The sequence below is a fragment of the Paenibacillus sp. FSL H7-0357 genome, assembly GCF_000758525.1.
Lineage (GTDB): Bacteria > Bacillota > Bacilli > Paenibacillales > Paenibacillaceae > Paenibacillus_AQ.
This window is the reverse complement of sequence record NZ_CP009241.1, coordinates 6,401,587-6,426,465: the sequence shown is the minus strand read 5'-3', so window position 1 is coordinate 6,426,465 and position 24,879 is coordinate 6,401,587. Positions and strand designations below refer to the sequence as shown.

Annotated in this window: 13 protein-coding genes and 1 pseudogene; 12 read left to right on the top strand and 2 right to left on the bottom strand. The window is 51.4% G+C overall.

Features of this window, described 5'->3' with window-relative positions; all coding sequences use genetic code 11:
* The first annotated feature begins 34 nt into the window (after window positions 1-34).
* Window positions 35-1,552, top strand: coding sequence for an arabinosylfuranosidase ArfA (gene arfA / locus H70357_RS28330; RefSeq protein ID WP_038596271.1), 1,518 nt, complete (start codon window positions 35-37; stop codon window positions 1,550-1,552).
* Here arfA and H70357_RS28325 read toward each other — a convergent pair.
* Window positions 1,549-2,439 (bottom strand): helix-turn-helix transcriptional regulator, encoded by an 891-nt coding sequence (locus H70357_RS28325; RefSeq protein ID WP_038596270.1) that lies wholly within the window; start codon window positions 2,437-2,439, stop codon window positions 1,549-1,551. The two genes, arfA and H70357_RS28325, sit on opposite strands and share 4 nt — an antisense overlap.
* Window positions 2,440-2,613: 174 nt before the next feature.
* On the opposite strand from H70357_RS28325, the gene H70357_RS28320 reads away from it, so the two are divergent.
* The 7 genes and pseudogenes from H70357_RS28320 to H70357_RS28295 all read left to right on the top strand — a co-directional run bounded on the left by H70357_RS28320 (window position 2,614) and on the right by H70357_RS28295 (window position 16,353).
* Window positions 2,614-3,975 carry an ABC transporter substrate-binding protein gene (locus H70357_RS28320; protein WP_038596268.1) on the top strand — a complete coding sequence of 454 codons (1,362 nt, stop codon included), beginning with the start codon at window positions 2,614-2,616 and terminating at the stop codon, window positions 3,973-3,975.
* Between the two features lie 147 nt (window positions 3,976-4,122).
* Window positions 4,123-5,046: a carbohydrate ABC transporter permease gene (locus H70357_RS28315; RefSeq protein WP_038596266.1), complete on the top strand. Its 924-nt coding sequence runs from the start codon at window positions 4,123-4,125 to the stop codon at window positions 5,044-5,046.
* A gap of 3 nt (window positions 5,047-5,049) precedes the next feature.
* Window positions 5,050-5,907: a carbohydrate ABC transporter permease gene (locus H70357_RS28310; RefSeq protein WP_052092302.1), complete on the top strand. Its 858-nt coding sequence runs from the start codon at window positions 5,050-5,052 to the stop codon at window positions 5,905-5,907.
* Between the two features lie 50 nt (window positions 5,908-5,957).
* Entirely contained in the window at window positions 5,958-7,919 is a 1,962-nt protein-coding gene (locus H70357_RS28305; protein ID WP_038596265.1) for a glycoside hydrolase family 127 protein, read from the top strand.
* Between the two features lie 169 nt (window positions 7,920-8,088).
* Window positions 8,089-12,003, top strand: a pseudogene (locus H70357_RS36795) (DUF5695 domain-containing protein); the annotation flags it as partial.
* Window positions 12,001-14,586 carry an Ig-like domain-containing protein gene (locus tag H70357_RS36790; RefSeq protein WP_442950483.1) on the top strand — a complete coding sequence of 862 codons (2,586 nt, stop codon included), beginning with the start codon at window positions 12,001-12,003 and terminating at the stop codon, window positions 14,584-14,586. The pseudogene H70357_RS36795 and the gene H70357_RS36790, both read left to right, overlap by 3 nt.
* A 1,017-nt stretch (window positions 14,587-15,603) precedes the next feature.
* Window positions 15,604-16,353 (top strand): DUF3153 domain-containing protein, encoded by a 750-nt coding sequence (locus H70357_RS28295; RefSeq protein WP_038596263.1) that lies wholly within the window; start codon window positions 15,604-15,606, stop codon window positions 16,351-16,353.
* Between the two features lie 245 nt (window positions 16,354-16,598).
* Here the strand turns inward: H70357_RS28295 and H70357_RS28290 are convergent, their stop codons facing one another.
* A complete protein-coding gene (locus H70357_RS28290; protein WP_038596261.1) occupies window positions 16,599-18,932 on the bottom strand; it encodes a helix-turn-helix domain-containing protein in 2,334 nt (777 codons plus the stop codon).
* 214 nt (window positions 18,933-19,146) lie between these two features.
* Here H70357_RS28290 and H70357_RS28285 point away from each other — a divergent pair, with 214 nt between their 5' ends.
* The 4 genes from H70357_RS28285 (at window position 19,147) to H70357_RS28270 (ending at window position 24,864) form a co-directional block, all read left to right on the top strand.
* Window positions 19,147-20,670 carry an extracellular solute-binding protein gene (locus H70357_RS28285; protein WP_038596260.1) on the top strand — a complete coding sequence of 508 codons (1,524 nt, stop codon included), beginning with the start codon at window positions 19,147-19,149 and terminating at the stop codon, window positions 20,668-20,670.
* A 636-nt stretch (window positions 20,671-21,306) separates the two neighbouring features.
* Window positions 21,307-22,869 carry an extracellular solute-binding protein gene (locus H70357_RS28280; RefSeq protein ID WP_038596258.1) on the top strand — a complete coding sequence of 521 codons (1,563 nt, stop codon included), beginning with the start codon at window positions 21,307-21,309 and terminating at the stop codon, window positions 22,867-22,869.
* 128 nt (window positions 22,870-22,997) lie between these two features.
* The gene (locus tag H70357_RS28275; protein WP_038596257.1) at window positions 22,998-23,966 is read left to right on the top strand and encodes an ABC transporter permease; all 969 of its coding nucleotides are present in this window, start codon (window positions 22,998-23,000) and stop codon (window positions 23,964-23,966) included.
* 22 nt (window positions 23,967-23,988) lie between these two features.
* Window positions 23,989-24,864, top strand: a complete 876-nt coding sequence (locus H70357_RS28270; protein WP_038596255.1) for a carbohydrate ABC transporter permease — start codon at window positions 23,989-23,991, stop codon at window positions 24,862-24,864.
* Window positions 24,865-24,879 lie beyond the last annotated feature (15 nt).

Genomic DNA, 24,879 nt, shown 5'->3' with positions numbered 1-24,879 from the left:
TGAAAATATTGAAATAGGGGAGGAGATCCACAAGATGGAAATTCAACAAAAAGCTAAGATGACTATTGATAAAGCATATACTCTAGCCGAGGCCGATCCCCGGCTATACAGCTCGTTTATCGAGCATTTAGGGAGGGCTGTATATAGGGGAATCTACGAGCCGGGGCATCCGCAGGCTGACGAAAGAGGATTCCGCCAGGATGTGGCCGGTCTGATCCGGGAAATTGGTGTGCCGATGATCCGTTATCCCGGAGGTAATTTTGTATCCGGTTACAATTGGGAGGACGGTGTCGGTCCTGCTGCTTCGCGTCCGCGGAGGCTGGATCTGGCCTGGAGGACAGTGGAGACCAATGAAGTGGGGACCAATGAATTTATCCGCTGGGCAAAAGAATTAAATGCCGAGGTGATGATGGCCGTCAACCTCGGAACCAGAGGTGTCGATGCCGCCCGCAACCTGCTGGAATACTGTAATCATCCTTCCGGCAGCTATTATAGCGATCTGCGCATTTCGCATGGCTATCAGCAGCCCCACGGCATCAAGACCTGGTGCCTCGGCAATGAAATGGACGGCCCGTGGCAGATCGGGCAGAAGACGGCAGAGGAATACGGACGGCTTGCCGCCGAGACAGCCAAAGCGATGCGGCTGGTCGATCCTTCGATTGAACTTGTGGCTTGCGGAAGTTCGTTCCGGTCCATGCCCACCTATGCGCAGTGGGAAGCTGCTGTACTGGATCATACCTATGAGCAGGTAGATTATCTGTCACTGCATACCTATTACGGCAATGCGGAGAATGATACAGCGAACTATCTGGCCAAATCACTGGATATGGACTTGTTCATCAAGGAAATTGTCGCTGTGTGCGACTACATCAAGGCAAAGAAGCGCAGCAGGAAGACGTTGAACCTTTCCTTCGATGAATGGAATGTATGGTTTCATACTCTGGAAACCGACAAGGAAATTACACCTTGGCAGGTGGCTCCGGCACAGCTTGAAGACTGCTACACCTTCGAGGATGCACTGATGGTCGGCAGCATGCTGATTACGCTGCTGAATCATGCTGACCGCGTTAAGATTGCCTGTCTGGCCCAATTGGTCAACGCCATCGCGCCGATCATGACCGAAACCGGGGGCGCAGCCTGGAGGCAGAGTATTTTCTATCCTTACATGCACACTTCCCTGTACGGCAGAGGGACCGTATTACGGCCGGTGATTACTTCTCCGCTGTACGACAGCAAGGATTACACTGATGTGCCGCTGCTAGACTCCGCCGTGGTATGGAATGAGGCGGAAGGGGAACTGGTGATCTTCGCTCTGAACAGAAGTCTGCAGGAGAGTCTGCTGCTGGAATGTGATGTGCGCGGATTCTTGAATTACCGGGTAGAAGAGCATCTCGTGCTTGAGCATGACGATGTGAAAGCAGTCAATACCGTATCTGATCCGTACGCCGTGGCACCGCACAGCCGGGGGGAATCGTCGGTGTCGGAAGGCAGGCTGACAGCTGTTTTGTCCAGGCTGTCGTGGAATGTCATCCGGCTACGTCAAAAGGATTAGCGTTCCCGGATGAACTTTCTGCGGAAGCCGGATGGAGAGAGCCCCTCTTTCTTGGAGAAGCAGGAGGAATAGTGGGAGACATGGTGAAATCCGACCTCTTCGGCGATGCGGGCAACAGACCAGGAAGTTTGCAGCAGTAGACGCTTGGACTGCTCCAGGCGATAGTTCTGCAGATAAGCCATCGGGGTCATTCCATAGACCTTCAGCATGCTTTTGGCCAAGTAGTTGGGATGATAATTCAGTTCCTTCTGCAGCATGGAGTTGGTGATGCCGGACGTGTAATTGTGGCGGATGAACAGCTCAATTTTCTCCGCGAGCTGAATGGCGGTCGCATCGGAGGGAGAGGCCAGATCGCGGTCCAGATGCTGCAGGAACAGCTGGAAGGAAGCCTGGCGCTTCCAGTTGCGCATGGACTGCGGCTCATGCTCCTGCTCAAAGAACATGTCCAGCACCTCCATTGCTTTTCCGGTGATCTTCATCGTCTTGGGAATAAAGATGGAACAGACATCGGCATGATTCAGGTAGGCCTTCTGCTTGTGGCTTTCGATCAGCTCTGCCTGATTGTCCAGACATTCATCCATGCTGAGGCATTCCTTCCAGCTGCCGAAGGTCTGGAAATGAATCCAGATAATCTTGGTGTCACAGGTACAGGGAGCGGAGCCGTAATGATAGCCGTCCGGCCGGAGAATAAGAATTTCTCCTTCCCGCAGTTCCCAGGTTGTGTCGTCTTCGCCAATAGGAAGAAGCCCTTTCAGAACGACGATCAGGTCGAATACGCCGATACAGTTGCGGTTGATGTGAACATCTCCGGCGGTGTAGGTGGCATGTCCGCAGTCCACGAAATAAGGAATGGGCGGCGAGATGAAATGAAGAATGGGTGAATTCATATAAAATTCCTCCAAGCAGGTTGAAATGGTGAAAAATGAGGTTGAATTCGTTTGTTTTTTTTCATAATACAACATGTATTATTATAAATAAAGCGCTTACTTGAAGGTTGGAATTGTATAACAGGCTTATCCCCTTAACTGGGCTAAGTATAAATCATTCAAGGAGGAAGTTGAATGAAAAAAGCATTTTTTTGCACGACGGTATTATTGTTGATTCTGGTCATGGGGCTCAGCGGCTGCGGCGGAGGGAACGGAAATAAAGAGACATCTCCGTCCAATCAACCGGCGCAGGACAACAGCAACAGCAAGAAGAGCGAGGGCAGTCAGAAAGAAAATACCGGAGGGGAAGCGCAAAAGGTGGTGTTCTGGACCTTTGTCGATGCACACCAGAAATTCTATGAGAGCATGGCGGCAAGCTGGAATGAGAGCCATCCGGACAAGGCAATTGAGCTGGAGGCAACGACCATTCCTTATGACGACATGCACACCAAGCTGCTGGTAGCGCTGCAATCAGGTGTAGGCGCACCGGATCTGGTAGATATCGAGCAGAGCAAATTCCCGAACTTTATGAAGGGCACACCGCAGCTCGTATCTCTGAACGATATCGTGGAGCCGGAGCTTGGCAACATTGTGAAATCCAGAGTCGAGATTTACAGCAAGGATAATACGTATTACGGCATTGATTATCATGTAGGTGCGACCGTCATGTATTACAACAAGGAAATGCTTGATAAGGCTGGAGTGAACCCGGATAACATCAAGACCTGGGCCGAGTTCGAGACGGCAGGCAAGCAGGTATTGGAGAAAACCGGCAAACCAATGATCACCTTCGAAGGCAACGGTAACTGGTCCTGGTGGCCTGCCATCAGCCAGCAGGGTTCAGATCAGGTGGACGCTGACGGCAATGTTACTGTGGACACACCAGTCAATGTGAAGACTATGGAATTCTTCCAGAAGCTGGTGAAGGAAGGTGTGGCGGCGGCTGCGCCGGGAGCAGGCCATGATACGGAGGAATACTTCGGCTATATGGATTCGGGCAGCGCGGCGTCGGTCTTTATGCCTTTCTGGTTCATGAACCGTTTCACCGACCATATCCCTGATCTGAAAGGCAAAATCATCATCCGGCCGATGCCGGCCTGGGAGGAAGGCGGCAACCGTTCGGCAGGCATGGGCGGAACGGCCACTTCCATTACCAATCAGGCCAAAAATCCGGACCTGATCAAGGAATTCCTGGCTTACGCCAAACTGTCCAAGGAAGGCAATCTTCAGGTCTGGAAGCAGCTCGGATTCGATCCGATCCGTACGGATGTATGGAGTGATCCGGCCATGAAGGAATCCAATAAGTTCACCGATTATTTCGGCACGGATATCTTTGATACGCTGCTCAGCGTCAAGGATGAAATTGCTCCGGTCCATATCCGCGAGAAGTCGCCGGAGGTGTTCGATGCGGTCCGCAACAAGGCGATGCCGGAAATCTTCATCAACATGAAGGACCCGGCACAAGTGCTCAAGGATGTGCAGGCCAGCTTGAAATAACGGGGAGGCTGATGGAGGGAAGTCCTGGCTGTGACAGGGCAGCAGGGAGTATGCCCCTGCTGCGGCAACAGGCTTGCCGGGACTTCCGCTGTCAGCCCGCCCGTCTTTATATTCCGCTACATTTTGAAATAGAGTGGAGGCATCGTTATGCAGATACAAAGAGAGCTCGGCCATAACGTCAAGCGAGGTTACCGACTGGGCAATTCGCAAAAAATAGCACCCTATGTGTTTGTGCTGCCGTTTCTATTGTCCTTTGCTGTCTTTTTTGCCTATCCTCTAATCAATGCCGGGGTGATGAGCTTTCAGGAGGTTCTCCCGGGGGAGGTATCCTTTGTCGGGCTGGAGAACTACCGCGGCCTGTGGAATGAGGATTTCGGTGCAGCACTCTACAACAGCAGCCGTTATACGATCTGGACGCTGCTGTTGCTGATTCCCGTACCGATGGTGCTCGCCGTATTCCTGAATTCCAAGAAAATGCTGTTCAGCAATTTTTTCAGATCTACTCTGTTCATCCCGGCGCTTACTTCTGTAGTTGTAGCTGGTGTAATCTTCCGTCTGATCTTCGGCGAACTGGACGGCGCATTGATGAATACCGTGCTGCATGCCTTTGGAATCCCCAGCCAGCGCTGGCTGTACAGCTCCAGCCTGGGGATGTTTGCGCTTCTGGTGCTTGCCGGCTGGCGCTGGATCGGGATTAATATTTTGTATTTCCTGTCCGCACTGCAGAGCATTCCCGGAGAATTGTATGAAGCGGCCGAGATTGACGGCGCGGGTACGATGCGCAAATTCATCCGGATCACTGTTCCTTTGCTGAAGCCGATCACGATTTATGTTGTGACGATCACCATCTACGGCGGCTATTCCATGTTCACGGAGAGCTATATGCTGTGGGCAGGCAAACCGTCTCCGCAGAATATTGGCTTAACCATTGTCGGCTATATTTATCAGCAGGGCTTTCAATATTTCAATCTCGGTTTCGGTTCGGCCATTGGCATCACCCTGCTGGCCATTACGCTGCTGGTGAGTCTGGTGCAATTAACGCTGACCGGTATGTTCAGGAAGGAGGATTAATTCATGCGGACCCCATCCAAATTTAAGCTTACCCCCTCCTCTCTGCTGCTGGTGATCCTGTTTGTCATCCTGGCTGCACTAATGCTGTTTCCATTATATGCGTTGTTTCTGGCTTCGCTGAAGCCGGCGACCGAACTTTTCCGCTATGGTCTGAATGTCCGGCTGGACTTTGATCTGATGAGCTTTACCAACTACAAAAGCATTTTTTCGGGGGAAGGAGCCGCCGCCAATTATTTTGGGTGGTACAAGAACAGTTTGCTCATCAGCGTGCTGTTTACGCTGCTGAGCCTGCTGCTCTCCTCGATGGTCGGTTACGGCCTCGGGATGTACCGCTTCAAGGGGCGTAATCTGATTTTTACCCTGGTGCTTGTCGTGATGATGATCCCGGTGGAGATTATTCTGCTGCCGCTCTATAAATTAACGATTTCCCTGAAGCTGATCAATACCATTTGGGGCGTCATTCTGCCGTTTGTTGTCGCGCCGCTGCCGATTTTCTTCTTCCGCCAGTTTGCGCTGGGGCTTCCGAAGGATTTCATGGATGCGGGGAGAATCGACGGATGCTCGGAATACGGGATTTTCTTCAAAATCATGGTGCCGCTGATGGCCCCCGCCTTTGGAGCGATTACCATCCTGCAGGCCATGAACAGCTGGAATAATTTCCTGTGGCCGCTGATTGTGCTCCGCACGACAGAGCAATTCACCTTGCCGATCGGACTGGCCTCCTTCGTCTCCCCGCTTGGGAACAATTATGAAGCTCTGATCGCGGGCGCTGTGCTGGCTATTCTGCCGATTCTGCTGGTGTTCCTGTTCTTCCAGCGCTACTTCATGGAGGGGCTGACCGTCGGCGGAGTCAAAGGATAAGGTGCTATAGGCGGGAATGCCCCGCAGAAAAAGAGAGGAGAGCTCCATCAATGAATCAAACAGAGAGTGCCGCTAAGCGCAACATCCAAATCAACGATCCTTTCTGGTCTGAATATATCCGGCTCGTACGTGAGGTCATGGTTCCTTATCAGTGGGAAGCGCTGAATGACCGCATCGAAGGCGCGGAGCCGAGCCACGCGATCCGCAATTTCAAAATCGCCGCCGGGAGGGAGGAAGGCGAGTTCTACGGCATGGTTTTTCAGGACAGCGATGTGGCCAAATGGCTGGAAGCAGCAGCGTACCTGCTGGAGACGAAACGTGATCCGGCGCTGGAAGAAATTGCGGACGGGGTCATTGAGCTGATTGCCGAGGCTCAGCGGGGTGACGGCTACATCAATACGTATTTCATGCTCAAGGAGCCGGGCAGGGAGTGGAGCGATCTTGCGGAATGCCATGAGCTATACTGTGCAGGACATTTGATCGAAGCCGCGACGGCCTATTTCCGGGCTACGGGCAAAAGAAAGCTGCTGAACGCCGTCAGCCGGTTTGCCGATTATATTGACACGATATTCGGGACGGATCCGGGCAAGCTCCAGGGCTATGACGGGCACCAGGAGATTGAACTGGCGCTGGTAAAGCTGCACCAGGCTACGGGAAATGAGAAATATCTGCGGATGAGCAGCTACTTCCTCGGGCAGCGCGGCCGTAAGCCGCACTACTTTGAGGAGGAGTGGGAGAAGCGTGGAAGAACCCTGCATTTCCCGCAGCTCTCAATGGTGCATGACCACTCCTACAGCCAGTCCCATCTGCCGGTAAGGGAGCAGGACACAGCGGAAGGCCATGCCGTACGGCTGGTGTACATGTGCACCGCTATGGCCGATATCGCTGCCGCCACGCAGGATGCAGGCATGCTTGAGGCCTGCCGGAAGCTGTGGGACAACATCGTCAGCAAGCGGATGTACATCACAGGCGGCATAGGCTCCATGGAGCAAGGGGAGTCTTTCACCGCCGATTATGACCTGCCTGGGGATCTGGCTTATGCTGAGACATGCGCTTCGGTCGGGCTGATCTTTTTTGCCCGCCGCATGCTGCAGCTGCACCGCAGCAGCAGATACGCCGATGTGATCGAGCGTGCGCTCTACAATACGGTTATCAGCGGCATGTCCCTGGACGGGACCCGGTTTTTCTATGTGAATCCGCTGGAGGTCTATCCCGAGGTGCTTGGCCGGAATAAAAACTACAATCATGTCAAAGCCGAACGCCAAGGATGGTTCAGCTGTGCCTGCTGCCCGCCGAATGTTGCCCGCCTGCTTGCTTCGCTCGGTGAATATATCTACTCGGTGCAGGGAGACACCGTCTACACCGAGCTCTATATCGGCGGCCGGGTGGAGACCGTTGTGGCCGGCCAGCCGGTTGTGATCGAGCAGCACTCCCGTTATGCCCCGGAGGGGCGGGTGTGCTTTGAAGTGACGGCGCAGCAGCCCGTTACCTTCACACTGGCTCTGCGTCTGCCGGATTGGTGTGACGCCGTGGAGGTTGCGGCTGGAGGGACGTCCCGGATAATTACATCCGGTGACGACGATGGCTATATCCGCTTAACCCGCGAATGGCAGTCCGGCGATAAGGTGGAACTGGCCTTTACCATGCCGGTCAAACGGATGAAAGGACATCCGCTGATCCGCCAGACCTTCTCGAAGATCGCACTGCAGCGCGGGCCGTTCGTGTACTGCCTAGAGGAAGCCGACAATGGCAAAAGGCTGTATCAGCTCCGTCTGCCCGAGGAGAGTGAATTTACACTTTCGGAGGAAAGCGGATTCCCGGAAGGAGTGAAGACCCTTGCGGCTGACGGTACGCGCCTGACTCCGGCAGGAAGCTGGGACCGCGAGCTGTACCGCAGTGACTCTTCCTGGACGAGAGAGCAGGTCCGGCTGACCTTCATTCCGTATTTCGCCTGGGCCAACCGGGGCGTCGGGGAAATGTCCGTTTGGGTTGGGGAAGAAGCAAAGAAATAAATGCGTATAACAACCATAATTGATGATGTTCATTGATCTGGAATCTGCTCCGGGATGCGGCTGTGCCTGATTCCGCCTTTCCCGGAGAGGAGGTGAAGCCGTCCTTACCTGTATCCGCTGTAAGAAACGGGAATGTCCGTAATCTAAGAAGAAGGGGATGATGAAGAGCATGATATTCACGACTTCAGATAGAGTACAGCCGCGTTTTAGGAATAGAAGGATACTTACGGGGGCGGTCTTTGTGGCGCTGGCGGTAGTATCAGCAGTCCTTTTTCCGTCAAAGGCCGGCGCGTATGAGCTGACAAGTGACAAGCTGCTGGTTGAAACCGGGTCATACGGCGAAATCTCTTCGATTAAAATCAAAGGGGATTCCTTCCCGACCGAATATGTGATGAACAAGAAGGTGTCGCCTGAGCAAGATACAGCTGATCATCAGTGGATGGGTGAGCTGATCTTTACCTATCGCCTGGACGGCGGGGCTTGGATCAAAGCGTCGACTAACCAGTCGGAAGATGTCCGGAACATCATTAAAGAAGGCAATAAAGTCACAGTTACGTATGAGAACTCCGGGAATGCGGAAGGTATACGTAATTTCAAGCTGGTTGAGACCTACACACTGGAAGCGGATGGGCATCTGCAGTGGGATATTCATGTCGTTAACACCAGCGGAAAGCAGCTGGAGATCGGCGACTTCGGACTTCCGCTTCCTTTTAATGAGCAGTGGACCTATGGGGACGCCATTTATGAAACCCGTGTGGTCACCCACTCTTTTGTCGGCAACAACAGCTCCTATATTACAGCGGGCAGACCAAGCGGTATTGGCTCATACCTGATGCTGATGCCGGATTCCGCTACGGGGGCGGGGCTTGAATATCAGGACCGCTGGCGCAATGAGGAGCATCCGGGCAGCAAATGGGCCTGGAACCCCGATAACGAAGGCAAATGGATTGAGGGCCTGAACGTATTCTATATTCATTCCAATGTGATCAAATCTACGAACCGCGGTTATTTGCCGAATACCAGCCTGGTGTTGGCAGCGGGAGAAGCACAGGATTACGGGTTTAAGTGGTTTGCCGTTGCGAATGAGCAGGAGGCAAAGAATACGCTGTATGAGCAGGGACTGATAGATGTAACTGTTGTCCCGGGAATGGTCGTGCCAAGCAACCAGAAAGTGAAATTCGATCTGCGCACCAAGGCGGACATTCATAGTGTGATGCTGGATGACGGCACGGAAATTCCACTGCTTGCCCGCAAGGGCGGGGACCACCATATTTATGAATTCAGCCTGACGAAGCTCGGTCCGCAGCATGTTACCATAAATTATGGAAGCGGTCTCACAACAGTGCTGCAGTTCTACGGCATCGACGCGGTTGACCAGGCTCTGGAGGATCACGCGGCTTTTATGGTGCAAAGCACACAGTGGAATCTTCCGGGCGATCTTCGAGACAAAGTTTTTGACGACTGGATGATGAACACGAAATCGAAACGGAACAGCTTCAGCGGGTATTGGGGCTGGGGCGATGACTGGGGGCTGACACACGGACAGTTTTTGGCGGAAAAAAATGCCCTAACCCCTGTAGCATCGGAAATCACGGCGGTCGACGATTATCTTGAGACGGCAATCTGGACGAATCTGATGAACGGCCACCATGAGGATTACCTGATTCATGACTTCCTGATGGCGGAGCCGAACACAACACCGACTTACCGGGGATACGCCTACCCGCATATCTATAATACGTACTTCAGCATGTATAAAATTGCCGCGAACTATCCTGAGCTGGTCAACTATAAGCATCCCAAGGAGACTTACCTGCTGCGGGCCTATAATATTTTGAAGGCGCTGTACGAAGGGCCCGTATCCTACAACTGGGAAACCGGGCTTATGGGCGAATTGACGACTCCGGATATCATTCAGGCGCTTGAAGACGAGGGTTATATGGATGAGGCCAATGATGTCCGGGCCAAGATGCTGCGCAAATACAACAATTTTAAAAATACCAAATACCCGTACGGCTCGGAGTACAGCTATGACAATACCGGCGAGGAAGCCGTATATACGCTGGCCAAGATGCAGGGCGGCAACGAAACGGAGCAGGCCAAAGCGCTCGAGATGATGGGCAAAATCAACTCCAAGACACGGGCGTCCCGGGGCCAAATGCCGGTGTGGTATTACTATGCCGACCCGGTTACCATCACGGGTGAGAACTGGTGGAATTTCCAGTATAGCGCGTCCCTGGCAGGTTATGCTATGGATGATTGGATTCGCTATCACGCCGGGACGGGCCGGGAAGAAGAGCAGCGGCTGTCCTATGCCGCCAAGCTGGCTAATCTCAGTGCGATCAACTCCGGCCAGATCAGCGATGATCCGGCAAACTTCGGAGCTGCAGCCTGGACCTATCAGGCGGAGAAAGGCAATCAAGGCACGAATGGAACCGGCGGCGGCCGGAATGTTCCGCTGCTGAATGGCTGGAAGGGCATGACCGGTGAAGCCGATCTCGGACTGTTCGGCGCGCTTCAGATTCTCAGCGCGGATATTGCGGTCGATCCGATCTTTGGGGTAACCGGTTACGGGGCGGATGTCTCTGTCACGGATGCCGTCTATTACGATATTACGCCCACGGATGGCCTGTACAAACGGGTCAACCTGATTACCGAGAAGCTCTATATCGAGCTGGACAAAGATCAGTTTACGGCAGCCAAACTGTCCATGAAGAAGGACTATGCCAGTTTCAATCTGCGCAATTTGACGCCGGGCAAGGCGCATGAAACAACGATTGCCTTCAGCGGCTTGAAAAAAGGTGCCTACCTCATCCGTATAGACGGTGAGCCGGCTGGCAAACTGAATGCCTTCGGCGATGAAGTTAAGCTGACCGTTGAAGCGGGTCCGGCTGTTGCCTACACTGTAGAGCTGAGCGGGACGGAGCCTGACGACAATCAAGCTCCGGCTGTTAATGCGGGGGAGGACTTCACATACACCTTGCGGGTGGATGATGCCGTGCTTCGCGGCCAGGCTAAGGACGACGGCTTGCCGGAGGGCAAGCTGACCTCCGAATGGACACTGCTGTCCGGGCCAACCGGCGGCGAGGCAACATTCGGCAACAGCAAAGCGCTGTTCACCTCGCTTGCGGTTACAGAGCTGGGAATCTACGTGTTCAAGCTGACCGTAAGCGATTCGGAGATTGAGCACAGCGATACGGTTAAGGTTGAAGCTGCTGCTGCACCGCCGCTAGTGGAGCTGCTGGCGCATTATACCTTTGACGAAACCGAAGGAACGGCAGTCTCCGATGCCACCGGCGGGGGTTATGACGCCAATGTGCTCGGCTCGGCAGTCTGGACTCCTGGTAAAATCAATCATGCCCTGGATTTGAGCGGGCAGGAAGGTTATGTGAAAATGCCAGAGGGATTGCTGAGCCGTGCCGATGAAGTTACGATTTCCGCCTGGGTGAAGGCGGACACGATCGGCACTTATTCACGGATCTTCGATTTTGGCACCGGAACGGGCACCTATATGTTCCTGTCGCCCAAAGCAGGCTCCATCACCCGGTTTGCCATTACTACCGGCGGCAATGCAGCCGGACGGGAGCAGGTCATTGATGCGCCTGCACTGCCTGCCGGCGAGTGGAAACATGTGGCCGTGACGCTCACGGGTTCTCAGGGTGTCCTGTATATCGACGGTGTGGAGGCAGGTAGAAATGACCACATGACGCTCCGGCCTTCCGACCTTGGCAAGACCAAAAATAATTACATCGGCAAATCACAATTCGCAGATCCGTATTTTGACGGTCTGGTTGACGACTTCCGCATTTACAGCAGAGCCCTTAGTGCTGCCGAAATTGCTGCTCTAATCGCCCCTGCCGGAAACATTGTTTCGGTTGAGGACGCCATCCTGACTACTCCGGCTCAGGAGGCGCCGAAGCTTCCGGCAACGGTCAAGGCGACACTGGAGGACGGCAGTGTGTCCGAGGTTCCGGTACAATGGGAGCCGGTAGATCCCAGTCTGTATGACAAGGAAGGCAGCCTATTCACGGTGAATGGAACTGTTGTGGGCACGGAAACGAAAGTCCGGGCTCATGTAACAGTGACGAAACGGGTTATTGCTCCCTTCCCGGAGCTTGCACTCCGCTATACCTTTGATGAAGGTCAGGGAATTACGGTTCAAGACGTTTCGGGAAGCGGGCGTGATGGAACACTTCACGGCTCGCCCGATTGGAGTGGACAGGGACACAAGAACCAGGCGCTCATCTTCAGCGGAACAAGCGGCAACTTTGTCCATGCGGGCAACGATCCGGAGCTACAGCCGGGCAGCCTGACGTTGTCCTACTGGATCAAGCGCACTGGCACCATGAATGACAAGGAGAATGTGCTGTTATGGTTCAAACCGGAGGGCAGCTTTGCCGGCAACGGATTTTTTGTCACCTACAACGGCAATTCCAGCATTGTATTCGTTGACGGAGCTAACGGCTTCTATGTGAAGCAGTCGCCGGAGGAGTTTCTGCCGCTGAATGAGTGGACGCATATTGTCTTTACCTTTGATGCGGCAACCAAGAGCGGGATGATTTACAGAAACGGAGTGGCCCAGCAGGTCGACCTGGAAGGCTCGCCGCAGTCGATCACGGCAACCAATGATGCCAAGAAGATCGGCGTCTCCGGCTATGGAGACGGCGCGCAGCTGAATGCCGGACTTGATGATTTCCGGATTTACAACGGAGCCATGAACGCATCGCAAGTGAAAGCCATATACGATGACAAGGACATCCAGAGCGTGGGCCGTATCGGTGTAACGACTGCTGCGGGGGTATCCCCTGTCCTGCCGGAAATGATTCCGGTGGTATACGAGAATGGAAGCGAGGGAACCGCAGCAGTGAGCTGGGAGCAGGTGCTGCCGGAAACTTATGCCCAGCCTGGAGAATTTACAGTAGGCGGCAGAGTAGAAGGAACAGCGCTGCCAGCAGTGGCTGAGGTGATCGTAACGGAAGCGGCGGAGCGGAACATTGTGGCGCTGCAGAAGGTGCATATCAGCACACCTGCCGGAGTTGCCCCTTCCCTGCCCACGGTAGTGCAAGCTACTTACTCCGACAATACCAGCGGGGAGACTCCGGCCGTCTGGCAGAAGATAGATCCGGGACAGTATGCAGCACCAGGCACATTCACAGTAAACGGAGCTGCGGAAGGAACGGCACTGCCTGCGTTGGCGGAGGTGTCGGTGCTTGAGGCGGAAGCACCTGGGATTGTCAGTCTTGAGGCTGTGGAGGTAACCACAACGGTAGGCATTGCACCTGCATTGCCTTCGGTGGTGACGGCTGTATACAGCGACAAGTCAATATCAGCAGTGCCAGTCGTCTGGCAGAGGATCGCACCGCAGCAATATGCAAATACCGGCAGCTTTATTGTGAACGGCACGGTGGAGGGGACGGGTGTGGCAGCCAAGGCAACAGTTACCGTAATTGGGGCTGCCCCAACGCCAACACCAGCACCGAACCCGACGCCAGCCCCGACCCTGGTGCCAACTCCGTCAGCCAGTGCGGGGACGGTCGGCATGAAGACACAAACGGTTGGTGAGGACATCTTCACCAAGAATCAGGGAGCCTCCAACGTCGAGGTGACTCTGAATGATGGAAAAACGGAGGCATTACTGCCCGTGAACGCCGGAGTACTGCTTGGCACGAGATCGCTTATCGTTAAGGACGGAGAGGCCTCGCTGGCGATTCCTGCTTCCGTACTGGTTGAACTCAGTGCAAGATTGCCGGAAAACGAACGGAAGGGCGCGGCCCTCGTGGTCACTCTCACTCCGGTTACATCGGGAACAATCCCGTCAGGCAGTGGCAGCGGGATCTACCGGCAGGAAGGTGCAGCCTATGAGTTTGGCCTTCTCCTGCGTAAGGGGGATGGAGCGGAGCTGGTCTTGTCTGCCTTCCCGCAGCCTGTACGCGCGGAGCTTCCATATTCCGCTGCGATATCAAATGATGAACTGTTGGGTGTGTATGTAAAGGAGAAGCCAAGCTCTCTGTGGGGTTATGCAGGAGGAAGTATAGATAGCACCCGCAATAAGGCTGTTATTATGCTGAATCATTTCAGTACCTACGCGGTGTTCTCCTACGATAAGACGTTCACGGATGTCGCATCCAGCCATTGGGTTTACGCTGCGCTGAAGTCGCTTAGCGCAAAGCATGTAGTCACAGGTGTGACGGATAATCTATTTTCTCCAGGAGGAACGGCAACACGGGCTGAATTTACAGCGATGCTGGCCCGGATGCTTAATCTGAAGAGTGCCGGTGGGGAGCTTCCATTCTCTGATATGAACCCGGGCAACTGGTATGCCGAATCCGTAGCAGCCGCTTATCAGGCGGGGCTGGTACAGGGTGTAACGGCAACAGCATTTTCACCTGATGCGGAGATTACCCGTGAGCAAATGGCTGTTCTGCTGGTCAAAGCCTATGAATACAAGCTGGGCCGGGCAGCAGCTTCCGGTGAACCGCTAAGGATGGTTGATGCAGTTCAGGTGTCAGACTGGGCTAAAGCGCAGGTAGCACAGGCGCTGGCATCCGGCATTATGCAAGGGGCTCCGGATGGCCGGTTTGATCCGCAGGGTTCCACTAGCCGCGCACAAACTGTTCAGGCGCTTGCGAATTTACTGAGTGCTATGGGCACGAAGGGAGCTATGTGATTAAGCCCTGCTAAGCCTCTGCTGCGAATGAGTTAAACATGATACTACAGATAGTTTGATTATGGGAAGGCCATTCTTCGGAGTCCGAAAGGACTCTGGGGAATGGCTTTGTTTTAAATATAAGCATTTATATGCTTCACGCTATAAATTATCCTTCTATTTCTCGCTGAAACGGATACCGTCCTTTTGAGGACGGCGAAGCCGTTTCCACTTGGTTGAAGTTACGCCTCCTTCTGAACGCAGGATAAAATGATTAGATTTGAAACCACGCCGCGAATGGTTTAGACTTCTACGAAGCGGACTGCTATCATTAAACTGTTGAAAGACCATAAGAAAGCCACTCTGCCTCTGGAATGAAAGCTTCGCACCGCTATAAATGTATTTCCTGCAACTATATCAGGCCGAATCTGCTTTTTTTGAGAGATAGATGCAGTTTGTGCAATTAAAAAATAGTTTTGTGTGTTTTTAGCTAGATTTGGTTCATATAAGTGTATGGAGTGCAACTAACCTCCCCAAAGCAGCGAAACGGTCGGTTTTAGCTGTACAAAATACAACTATATAGATTGAACTAAAAACTTGAGATATAGGAAAGGAGCAACGGAGGGGGATTTTGGAACTGGTGGAACGGTAGTGTCCGTCTGAAAGCTTTCTGAAGGAAAGCTAGCATCGAAAGCATAAGCAGTCTTCGGATTTCTACCGCTAAATAGCGGTTAAAATCAAGAAATTCTTACGACAACAGTGGCCGGAGGTCCAAATATTCACCGTAGTTGCGACTGATCCTGTACTCTAAAACCACAAGTTCAATCTATATAGTTTGCCCGGTAGAAGAACTATTCTAGCGGATGAATACTGGAAAACTTGCTGATTTGCTGACTTGCCGACTTGTCAGGATAAAGGAAAAAGAGGTGCAACTGAAGGAGAGCTCTTGGTGGGGCGGATATGAGGATTGATTAGAATGAATGCATATCGCATATACAGCATCATAACAAGACGAAAAAGAAGAATGGAGGCGCGGCATTGAACTTAAGACAACAGCAGCAATCGATGCTGCCCTCGTTAGGGCGGCGCAGACGTTACTTTGTGGTTCTGATGATTTCGATGCTTGTTCTGCTTACCGGCTGTGCCAGCGGTACGGCGCATATGACGGTGAAGAAGGATGGGAGTCTGGAGCTTGCGTTCAGCATTTTATTGGATTCCCGTGCGGAGGCGATGGTTGGCGGGAAGCTGGAGGATGTGCTGACCACCAGGCTGGAGGCTGCCGGAATTGAATTGAAGAAAAGCCAGAACGGTAAATCTACAGAATATCAATTCCTCAAAGCCTATGCTTCGCTGCAAGACCTGCAGGCAAACGCTGGCAAGCTGGACATTGTGGACGCGCAGGTTGAACAGGTTAATAATTGGCTGTACACCAAATACGATGTGGTAGCCCAGCCGAAGCTGAATGCCTATTCGGATGAAATCATTGACGGGATCGGAAGTTTGAGCGTGCCGAAATCTCTGGTCCGCATGCTGCTGCAGAACCTTGCGGTCGATTTTAAATTAACGCTTCCTTATGATTTGTATGGGGCCAACAATGCCGCTGAACAGGACGGAAAAACGTTGACTTGGCATATTACAATGGCCGATTCGCAGCCGCTCGAGATGGTCGTTTACGTGCCAAACGTCAAGAATATCGTCATTGCCGGCGGCGGCGTAGTGCTAATCCTGGCAGTTTCCATCATTTGGTTCATAAGAGCAAGAAAAGCGCGCAAGCCCAAGAGTGCCTGAAAGTAACCCAATGGGATCAACAACCCTTTGCTATTATCATCCAAAAGAGCCGTCAGCCTCAGCGTATACTGCTTGGGGTGTTGACGGCTTTTGTCAAAATATAAGAATGTATATGTTTCAAACGATAACTTATCCTTCTATTTCTCGCTGAAACGGTACCGTCCTTAAAAAGGACGGCAAAGCCGTTTCCACTTGTCTAAATCTGGCTGTTTAGGATTCATATCCGGCAGAGGATTCCCCGATGCTTATCCGGTCCCGCCTTGGGCCCTGGAACTAGCGTTGTCACGGTACTGCCCGGGGGTCATCCCTTCCTGCTTCCGGAAGGAGCGGATGAAATTCTGCGAATTGTTGTATCTGAGCCTTGCGGCAATGTCCTTGATCGGCATGTCGGTTTCTTCCAGCCATTTTTTGGCCATTTTGAACCGGTACATCGCCAGGTACTCACTGAAATAATATTGGGTCTCCTTACGGAAAACGCTGCTGAGATAGTTGGCGTTGTAATGAAGGCGTGAAGCGCACTCCTCCAGCGTAAGATCCTTGTCATAATCATGCTGGACAATATCAATGATTTTCTCTGAAATGTTGTGATATTGGGCATTTTGCCGGCTGTGAAAAATCCGGATCATCGGCAGAATAACCATACTCCAGAACCAGTCCTCGATTTCGGCTACAATGTGGAGGTCGGTCAGTTCTTCGAATAAGGAGCCGTTCACATGATAAATCTGGTTCAGGCTAATTCCCGATTCCTGCATCATAATGAGGATATTATTGAGCAGACGGGTCAGCGGAATCTGGTACTCCTGCGGGGACAGTCCCAGCGCAAAAATACATTTGAACAGCTTATGCAGCAGCTCCTTCGCTTTTTCAGTATCGGCCAGCTTGATGGCGTCCATCAGGTCATTTTCGGTATGCGAAGGATAGTTTAGGTTCAGATAATGTTTGCCGGAGTTGATGTTCTCGTATTGGATGATGATGCCTTTGCCGAGCGTAATCCGGTATTTCAGAGCTTCCAGGCCTTCTCTGTAGGCGATGGATATTTTATCAAAGGAATGGAAGGGCAGACTCAGGCCAATACTGACCTGCAGCTTCAGGTAGTTATTGATCTCCTGCTGCAGATTCTCTGTCAGTGAATAGAGCGACCGGTGAAAAGCTTCGGCATTGCCTTCCATGCTGCCAATCAAGGTCACCACGGCATGGTCCATAATGACAGGCGCAAGCCTGCTGTCCGGGGGTACCAGTTCCTCGATCATATTATGCGCGGCAAACAACAGCAGATGGAGATCCTTTTTCTCATAGCTGGTATCCTCAGAGAAGTCGATGCTCAACGTGATTACAGCCATCGTCTTCCATTCTTCCATCTGGGTGTGATAGCCATATTGCTCCAGCTCTTCGAACAGCTCGCGTTTTTTGACATTGCCCTGAAAGGCCTTGGTCAGGAAAAAGGTGCGGACCTGCCGGATATGCTGGCTGACCTCCTTCTCCAGCTGTGATTTGGACTGAAATAAATGATGCACCTGTTCGCCGATAAACTGAAACTCATCCGTATGCCTGGATTTGATTCCGGGTCTGCGCAGCCCCATCTGGTTGAGCAGTCTTTCGATCGGGCTGTACATGCGGCGGGAGCCGAGCCATGCGAACAGGATGGACAGCAGCAGCATCACGGCACATACATACAGGGTATAGGTTCCGATTTTGTTAGATTCCTTCGTCAAACTCTCAATGGAGGTGACCGAGAGATAGATCCAGCCGTTTAATTGGGAACGCAGATAAGTGACGGAATAGTCCTTTTTGTCCATGACGGTTTTGAATTGTCCCGAAGGTTTATTGAGATCGGAGACGAGCGAAAGATCAGCAAATCCGCCCTTTTGAGCAGGCTCTCCGATCATCGAACGGTCCGGGTGAAGCAGTATGGTGCCGGACTCATTCAGCACAATAATGCTGTCGAGCGGATCTACTTCCGAGTTGATGAAGTCCTGCAGGCTGCAGGCCGGAATATTCGCCAGGGCAAGTCCGTATTTTTGCAGTTTGTTGGTCGGCAGCTTTTTAATCAGACTGATGCTGTAGTCGCAGCCCGTCACATTGATGCTCTCCTCACTGTAGAACAGCGAGGAAGGGTTCAGCACCCAGGAGGTGTTGTCGGGCACATTCATCAGATTGGAGAGCTGCTCATAGTTCTTGTATTCGTTCAGGCGGTAGAGGCCGGAGTTTTTGATCATCCAATTTTGCCGTTGATTTAACAGGATCACATCTTCGAGCTTTGTATCAAAGGATTGCATATTGCGGATTTCGTTTCTTAAGTCATTATATAAAATGAAATCGGTTACATTTAACGGGTTATTTAGTGCTTTTTTTAATACCGAAGAATTCACAACCTGGTTTAAGGTTTGGTTGACAGTAGTCAGCTTATGCTCTACATTTGAGTTAATTTGTAAAATAAGTTCCATTTTGCTTTTGTTAACATTTTTTTGAATTTCGCTGGAGGATGTGAGATAGGAGAAAGAGCCAATGAACACCACAGGCAGCGTACTGATGACAAAGGCGAATAAAGTTAATTTACTCAGGAAGCTTAAGTGTTTCACTGGATTTCAGCACCTTTACTTGGGTAGTAGCAACCGCCTCATTTAAGTGTATTCATCAGCTTGGATAATAACAATAATCATCTGGTGCCGCAATAATCATTATCTCTAATTATTACTTTGGATAGAAGATTATTCAATAATTAGCAGTTATATTTCAGAAATGAGCGTAATTATGCTAGGTATATACTAACCAAACTTTTAGGAGGATACAGGGATGTCCAGAGTTTTTGCAGGGAGAACAGTGCGCCGATATTGCTGTTGGGTGTTGCTGCTCTCGTTCATTTTGTTAAGCGCTTGCAGTGACAACGAGTCACCCCGGACCGGTCCCGGAGAGACCGCGCCGTTCATTTCCATCCTGGCACCTCTGCATTTCCCTCAGCAGCCCTCCAAGGATATTATGGCGGAACTTGAGAAGCTGACAGGGGCTAAGCTCGACATTACCTGGGTTCCTGAAGGTGTCTACACAGATAAAATGAATACAGCATTGACGACCAATTCGCTGGGCAAAGTCACCTTTGTGAAGTTCACGGATTATAATCTGCTGAAAAGTGCGATCCGCTCAGAAGCCTTTTGGGAGATCGGGCCTTATCTGCAGGAGTTCCCGAATTTGAAACAGCTGGACCCTGCGATTCTTAACCAGGCTGCTGTAGACGGCAAAATCTATGGATTGTATACCGAGCGCCCTTCCTCCAGGCAAGGAATCATCATCCGCCAAGACTGGCTGGACCATCTTCAGTTAAGCAAGCCGCAAACACTGGATGAACTGTATGAGGTCATGAAGCAGTTTACTTATAATGATCCGGACGGAAACGGCAAACAGGACACCATTGGCCTGGTCGACCGCAACGATCTCGTGTACGGCGTGTTTAAGACACTCAGCTCCTATTTCGGTACTCCGAATAACTGGAAGCTGGAAAATCATCAGTTTATCCCTGAGTTCGTGACTCCTGAATATATGAACACCATGAATTTCATGCGGAAATTATATAATGAGAAAATGATAAATCAGGATTTCGCCTTAACCAGCAAGGAGGTCCAGCGGGATAAGTTTATCCGGGGAACGGCCGGTGTTTTTATTGGCAGCATGACGGATGTGCAGCGGCTCTCCAGTGAGGCTCAGGCGATCAATCCGGCTGCTGAATTTACACTGATTAACCGGATTAAGGGGCCAAACGGATATAAAGTATGGTCCATTCCTAACTACAACGGCCTTTACCTGTTTTCCAAAAAAGCCATTGCCACGGAGCAGGAGCTGAAGCAGGTGCTTGGTTTTTTTGACCGGACGATGGACAGGGATGTCGCCAATCTGATGAAATACGGGTTCGAGGGCCGGCATTATAAGCTGGAAGGCGGGAAGGTAATTCTTCCGGAGGAGACCTCGCAGCTGCGTGTAAATGAAGTGAATCCGCTCTACTCCCTGATGATCGCCGACTTCGGCAACAAGAACATTATGGAAGTGGAGAAAAAAGAGCAGCTGACCGCCCTGGCCGACCAGCTCAGCAAGGATAACGAACAGTTTCTCGTGGATGACCCGACCCTGCGCTTAAGCTCTCCAACCTATGATGAGAAAAATGTGGAGCTGTCGACGATTATCATAGATGCGACCTACAACTACATCATCGGCAATATCACTGTTGAGGAATTCAACGAGCAGGTGGAAAAATGGAGAACAAGCGGCGGCAACCTGATCATCCAGGAATACACCGCGGCAGAGGCCCGGGCAGAGGCGGGCAAGTAGGATAGAGGGGCGGGGGGATTGTAATCAGTCTCCTGGATTGCCCCAGCCAGACTGCAGATTTCTCTCATTAGTAACTGTACATGTTCCCAATAATCTCCCCGCCTGCGCCATGACATTTCAACTAACTGTTCCTTGTACTCCCTATGTTCCAATCTGCCTAACCTAGTACCACTAACAGCTGCTACACATCCTAAGTTCCATCCATCGCAAGTAACTTCTCCCCACCGCAGAAACCAGCGGTGGTTTTCACTCTGCCCCCTTTCCATATAAATGGAAAGGAAAACCCTCGGAGAGGTGACCGTAACGAAGGGGAAGTTTGGAACTGGAGGAGCGATAGCGATCGCCTTTATGTTTGGATTTCTACCGCGGCCAGCGGTTCAAATCAGGAAATCCAAACATAACAGCGACCGGAAGTCCAAACATTCCCCGCAGTTACCCCACCGCTCCCAAATTCCCATCCCGATTAATCCCACTCCCCCAAACCAATGTTTTCCTTTCCATTTATAACCCAATAATCATTTGCTCACACCCCACCCCCAAACGCCCCATTATGAGTAAATGATTGTATTCGAAACCTGGCCGAGGCTGTAGTGTGTTGCTTGTAACCAATACAAGTCAAACGGAGGTCAAAATGGTATGAAGAAAAAATCCTTCACCCTGCTCATGAGTGCACTGTTAACGTTCAGCATGTTGACAGCGTGTTCAGGCAACAACAACAACAATAAGGAAGCAGCGGCGACAAAAGATCCCGGTACAAGCGGGGGGACCAACACCGCGACAACAGAACCGGCACCAGAGCCGGAGAAACCGACAGAAATTAAGATTATGCTTCCACTGAACACGACAGAGACTCCACCGGACACGATCAAAGCGGAAGTGGAGAAATTGACCAATACGAAGCTGACCTATCAATTTTTCCCGGCGGATACCTATGAAGAGAAGCTGAATTCATCGTTTGCCACAGGTTCATTGCCGCAGGTGACCTATTTGAAGAATCAGACGACCTTCCTGCAGATGAAGGAAGCGATCAAGGATGGACAGTTCTGGGAGATCGGCCCTTATCTGACGGAATTCCCGAACCTGAACAAGCTGAAGCCGGAAATCCTCAATAACACCAAAGTAGACGGCAAGCTGTACACCGTGTATATCGGACGGCCGTTGGCGCGTCAAGGGATCATTTACCGCAAGGACTGGGCAGATAAATTGGGGCTGAAGGCACCTGCGAATCTGGATGAGCTGTTCGCCATGGCGAAGGCTTTTACGGAACAGGATCCGGATGGCAACGGTAAAAAAGACACCACAGGGATTGTGGACCGGAATGAGCTGGTATACGGAGCTTTCAAAACCGTCTCCTCCTGGTTCGGAACCCCGAACAACTGGGGCGAGAAGGATGGCCAGCTTGCACCGGAATTTATGTTCCCGCAATATATCGATGCGATGGACTACTTCAAAAAGCTTCGTGATTCCGAGTACATGAACCAGGATTTCGCGGCTACCAGTAAAACAGATGCTGTAAATATGTTCACCAGCGGTAAAGCGGGCCTGTATATCGGCGGATCCATGCCTGATATTGATAACCTCAATAAGGATCTGATCAAGAATGTCCCGGATGCCGTTTTGGATGCGCACAGTATGGTCGCCGGACCGGATGGAAAGATTACCCAATGGATGATTCCGGGCTATAACAACGTAGTCCTCTTCCCGAAAGGCGCAGTCAAGGATGAAGCCGAGCTGAAGAAGATTCTGGCGTTCTTTGACAAGATGATGACTCCTGAGGTTGCCAACCTGATGTACTGGGGGATTGAAGGCACTCACTACACCGTTGAAGACGGCAAAGCGAAACCGGCGGATGATAAAGAGCTGATTGAACGCGAGGTTAAAGGCTATAAGGACAGCGTTATCGGTGAATACGAAACCAACGGGATGTACCAGCCTTTGAACGTGCTGCCAGGCCGGATTCATGCTGATGAACTGGCGCTGGAGAACGTCAAATTCGGAGTGGCTGACCCTACGGCTGCCCTGGATTCGGCGACCTACACCTCCAAGGGCGTTGAGCTTCAACAGATTATTACGGATGCTACCTACAATTATATCTATGGACAGCTGGACAAGGCCGGATTCGAAAAAGAAGTGGAATCCTGGAAGAGCCGGGGCGGCGCAGCCATTATCGAAGAATACAACGCCGCATACAAGAAATAGGATGACAGTCGTGAACGGTTAGGCTAAGGCCCAGTGAAGAAGGCTGCCGAAGCAGCTTCAGCAGCCTTCTGATTCATACGAAACCGGCAGTCAGATGATCAATTTATGAAGCAGAAAGGAAGAGTATTATGCAGGAAGTCACCGCTCAGCCCAGCGCAATTCCTGAGCTGGAGCCCAAAAAATACAAAAGCAGCAGTGAACTCAAAAAGCGGCTGTGGAGAAATAAACTGCTTTACGTCATGCTGATACCGGGAGTGCTGTTTTTTGTTATTTTTAAATACTTTCCAATGTACGGGTTGGTCATTTCCTTTCAGGATTACAAGCCTTATCAGGGGATCCTCGGCAGCAATTGGGTAGGGCTTGAGCATTTCAAGCGGCTGTTCGCGGAGCCGGATTTTCTCAATATCCTGGGGAATACGCTGATTTTATTCGGAATGAATATCATCTTTTATTTTCCGATTCCGATTATCCTTGCCCTGATGCTGAATGAGCTGAGAGGCACATTTTTCAAAAGATTGTTCCAGACACTCGTTTATCTGCCCCACTTTATGTCATGGGTTATCGTCGTCTCGATTACTTTCGTTATGGTCACGATGGACGGAGGAATTATTAACGAGCTATTGGTCTATTTCGGCCTTCCCAAGGTGAATTTCCTGCTGAATCCCGACTGGTTCAGGCCAATGTATATCATTCAGGTCATTTGGAGAGAAGCAGGCTGGGGCACCATCATTTATCTCGCAGCCATTGCGGCTGTGGATCCCGGACTTTACGAAGCTGCGCGCATGGACGGAGCCGGCCGGCTGAGACAGGTCTGGCACATTACCCTTCCGGCGATCCGAAGCGTCATTATTACACTACTGATTCTGAAAATCGGTTCCGTGCTGGATCTTGGATTTGAACACGCCTATCTGCTGCTCAACTCCATGAACCGGGAAGTGGCGGAAATTATTGATACGTACGTGTATACCGCAGGTTTGAGACAAGGACAATTCAGTTACAGTACGGCTATTGGCTTCTTTAAATCGGTGATTGGACTCATTATGGTCATGTCGGTCAACAAATTATCGAAGAAAATGGGAGAAGAAGGCGTTTATTGAGAGAAATGCGGGAGGAATTCAAATGGTAGAAGACAGAACGATCGGCGGCCGGATCTTTGCTGCTGTTAACTTTACGCTGCTGGCCCTCATTGCACTGGTGACGGTGCTTCCATTTATCCACGTGGTGGCAGGCTCCTTCACAACCAGTGCGGAGCTCGCGGCCAACAAATTTGTGCTGATTCCAAAAGTATGGAGCTTTGAGGCGTACAAGTTTATTTTCTCGACGGATACGATTTTTAGAGCGCTGGGAGTTTCGATTGGGGTTACGCTCATCGGTACAGCATTCAGTATGTTTATAACAGCTTTAATGGCCTACGGCCTCTCCAGACGGGATCTGGACGGGCGCAATGTTATTAACTTTCTGGTTGTGTTCACGATGTTGTTTCACGGCGGGATGATTCCTACGTTCCTGGTTGTGAAGGAGCTGGGGCTGATTGATTCCTATGCGGCTCTAATTCTGCCTTCGGCAATCAGTGCGTTTAACATGATTATTCTCAAAAACTTTTTTCAGAATATCCCGGAAGGTCTTGAGGAATCCGCCAAAATTGACGGCTGCAACGACTTCGGCATCCTGTTCCGGATTGTATTGCCGTTATCTTTGCCCTCGATTGCGACAATTTCCCTGTTCTATGCGGTGACGTATTGGAACACCTATATGAGTGCCATTCTGTATCTGGATGACAGCGCCAAATGGCCGATCCAGGTGCTGCTCAGACAAATTGTCGTGCTGGCCAGCGGGATGGATTACAGCTCTTCGCTCGATGCTGCGGTTCCGCCGCCGGATCAGACGATCAAGATGGCCGTTATCGTGGTGGCAACCCTGCCGATTCTGATGGTTTATCCGTTCTTGCAGAAGCATTTTGCCAAAGGGGCTATGCTGGGATCAATGAAGGGTTAACCGCCAAAGGACAGG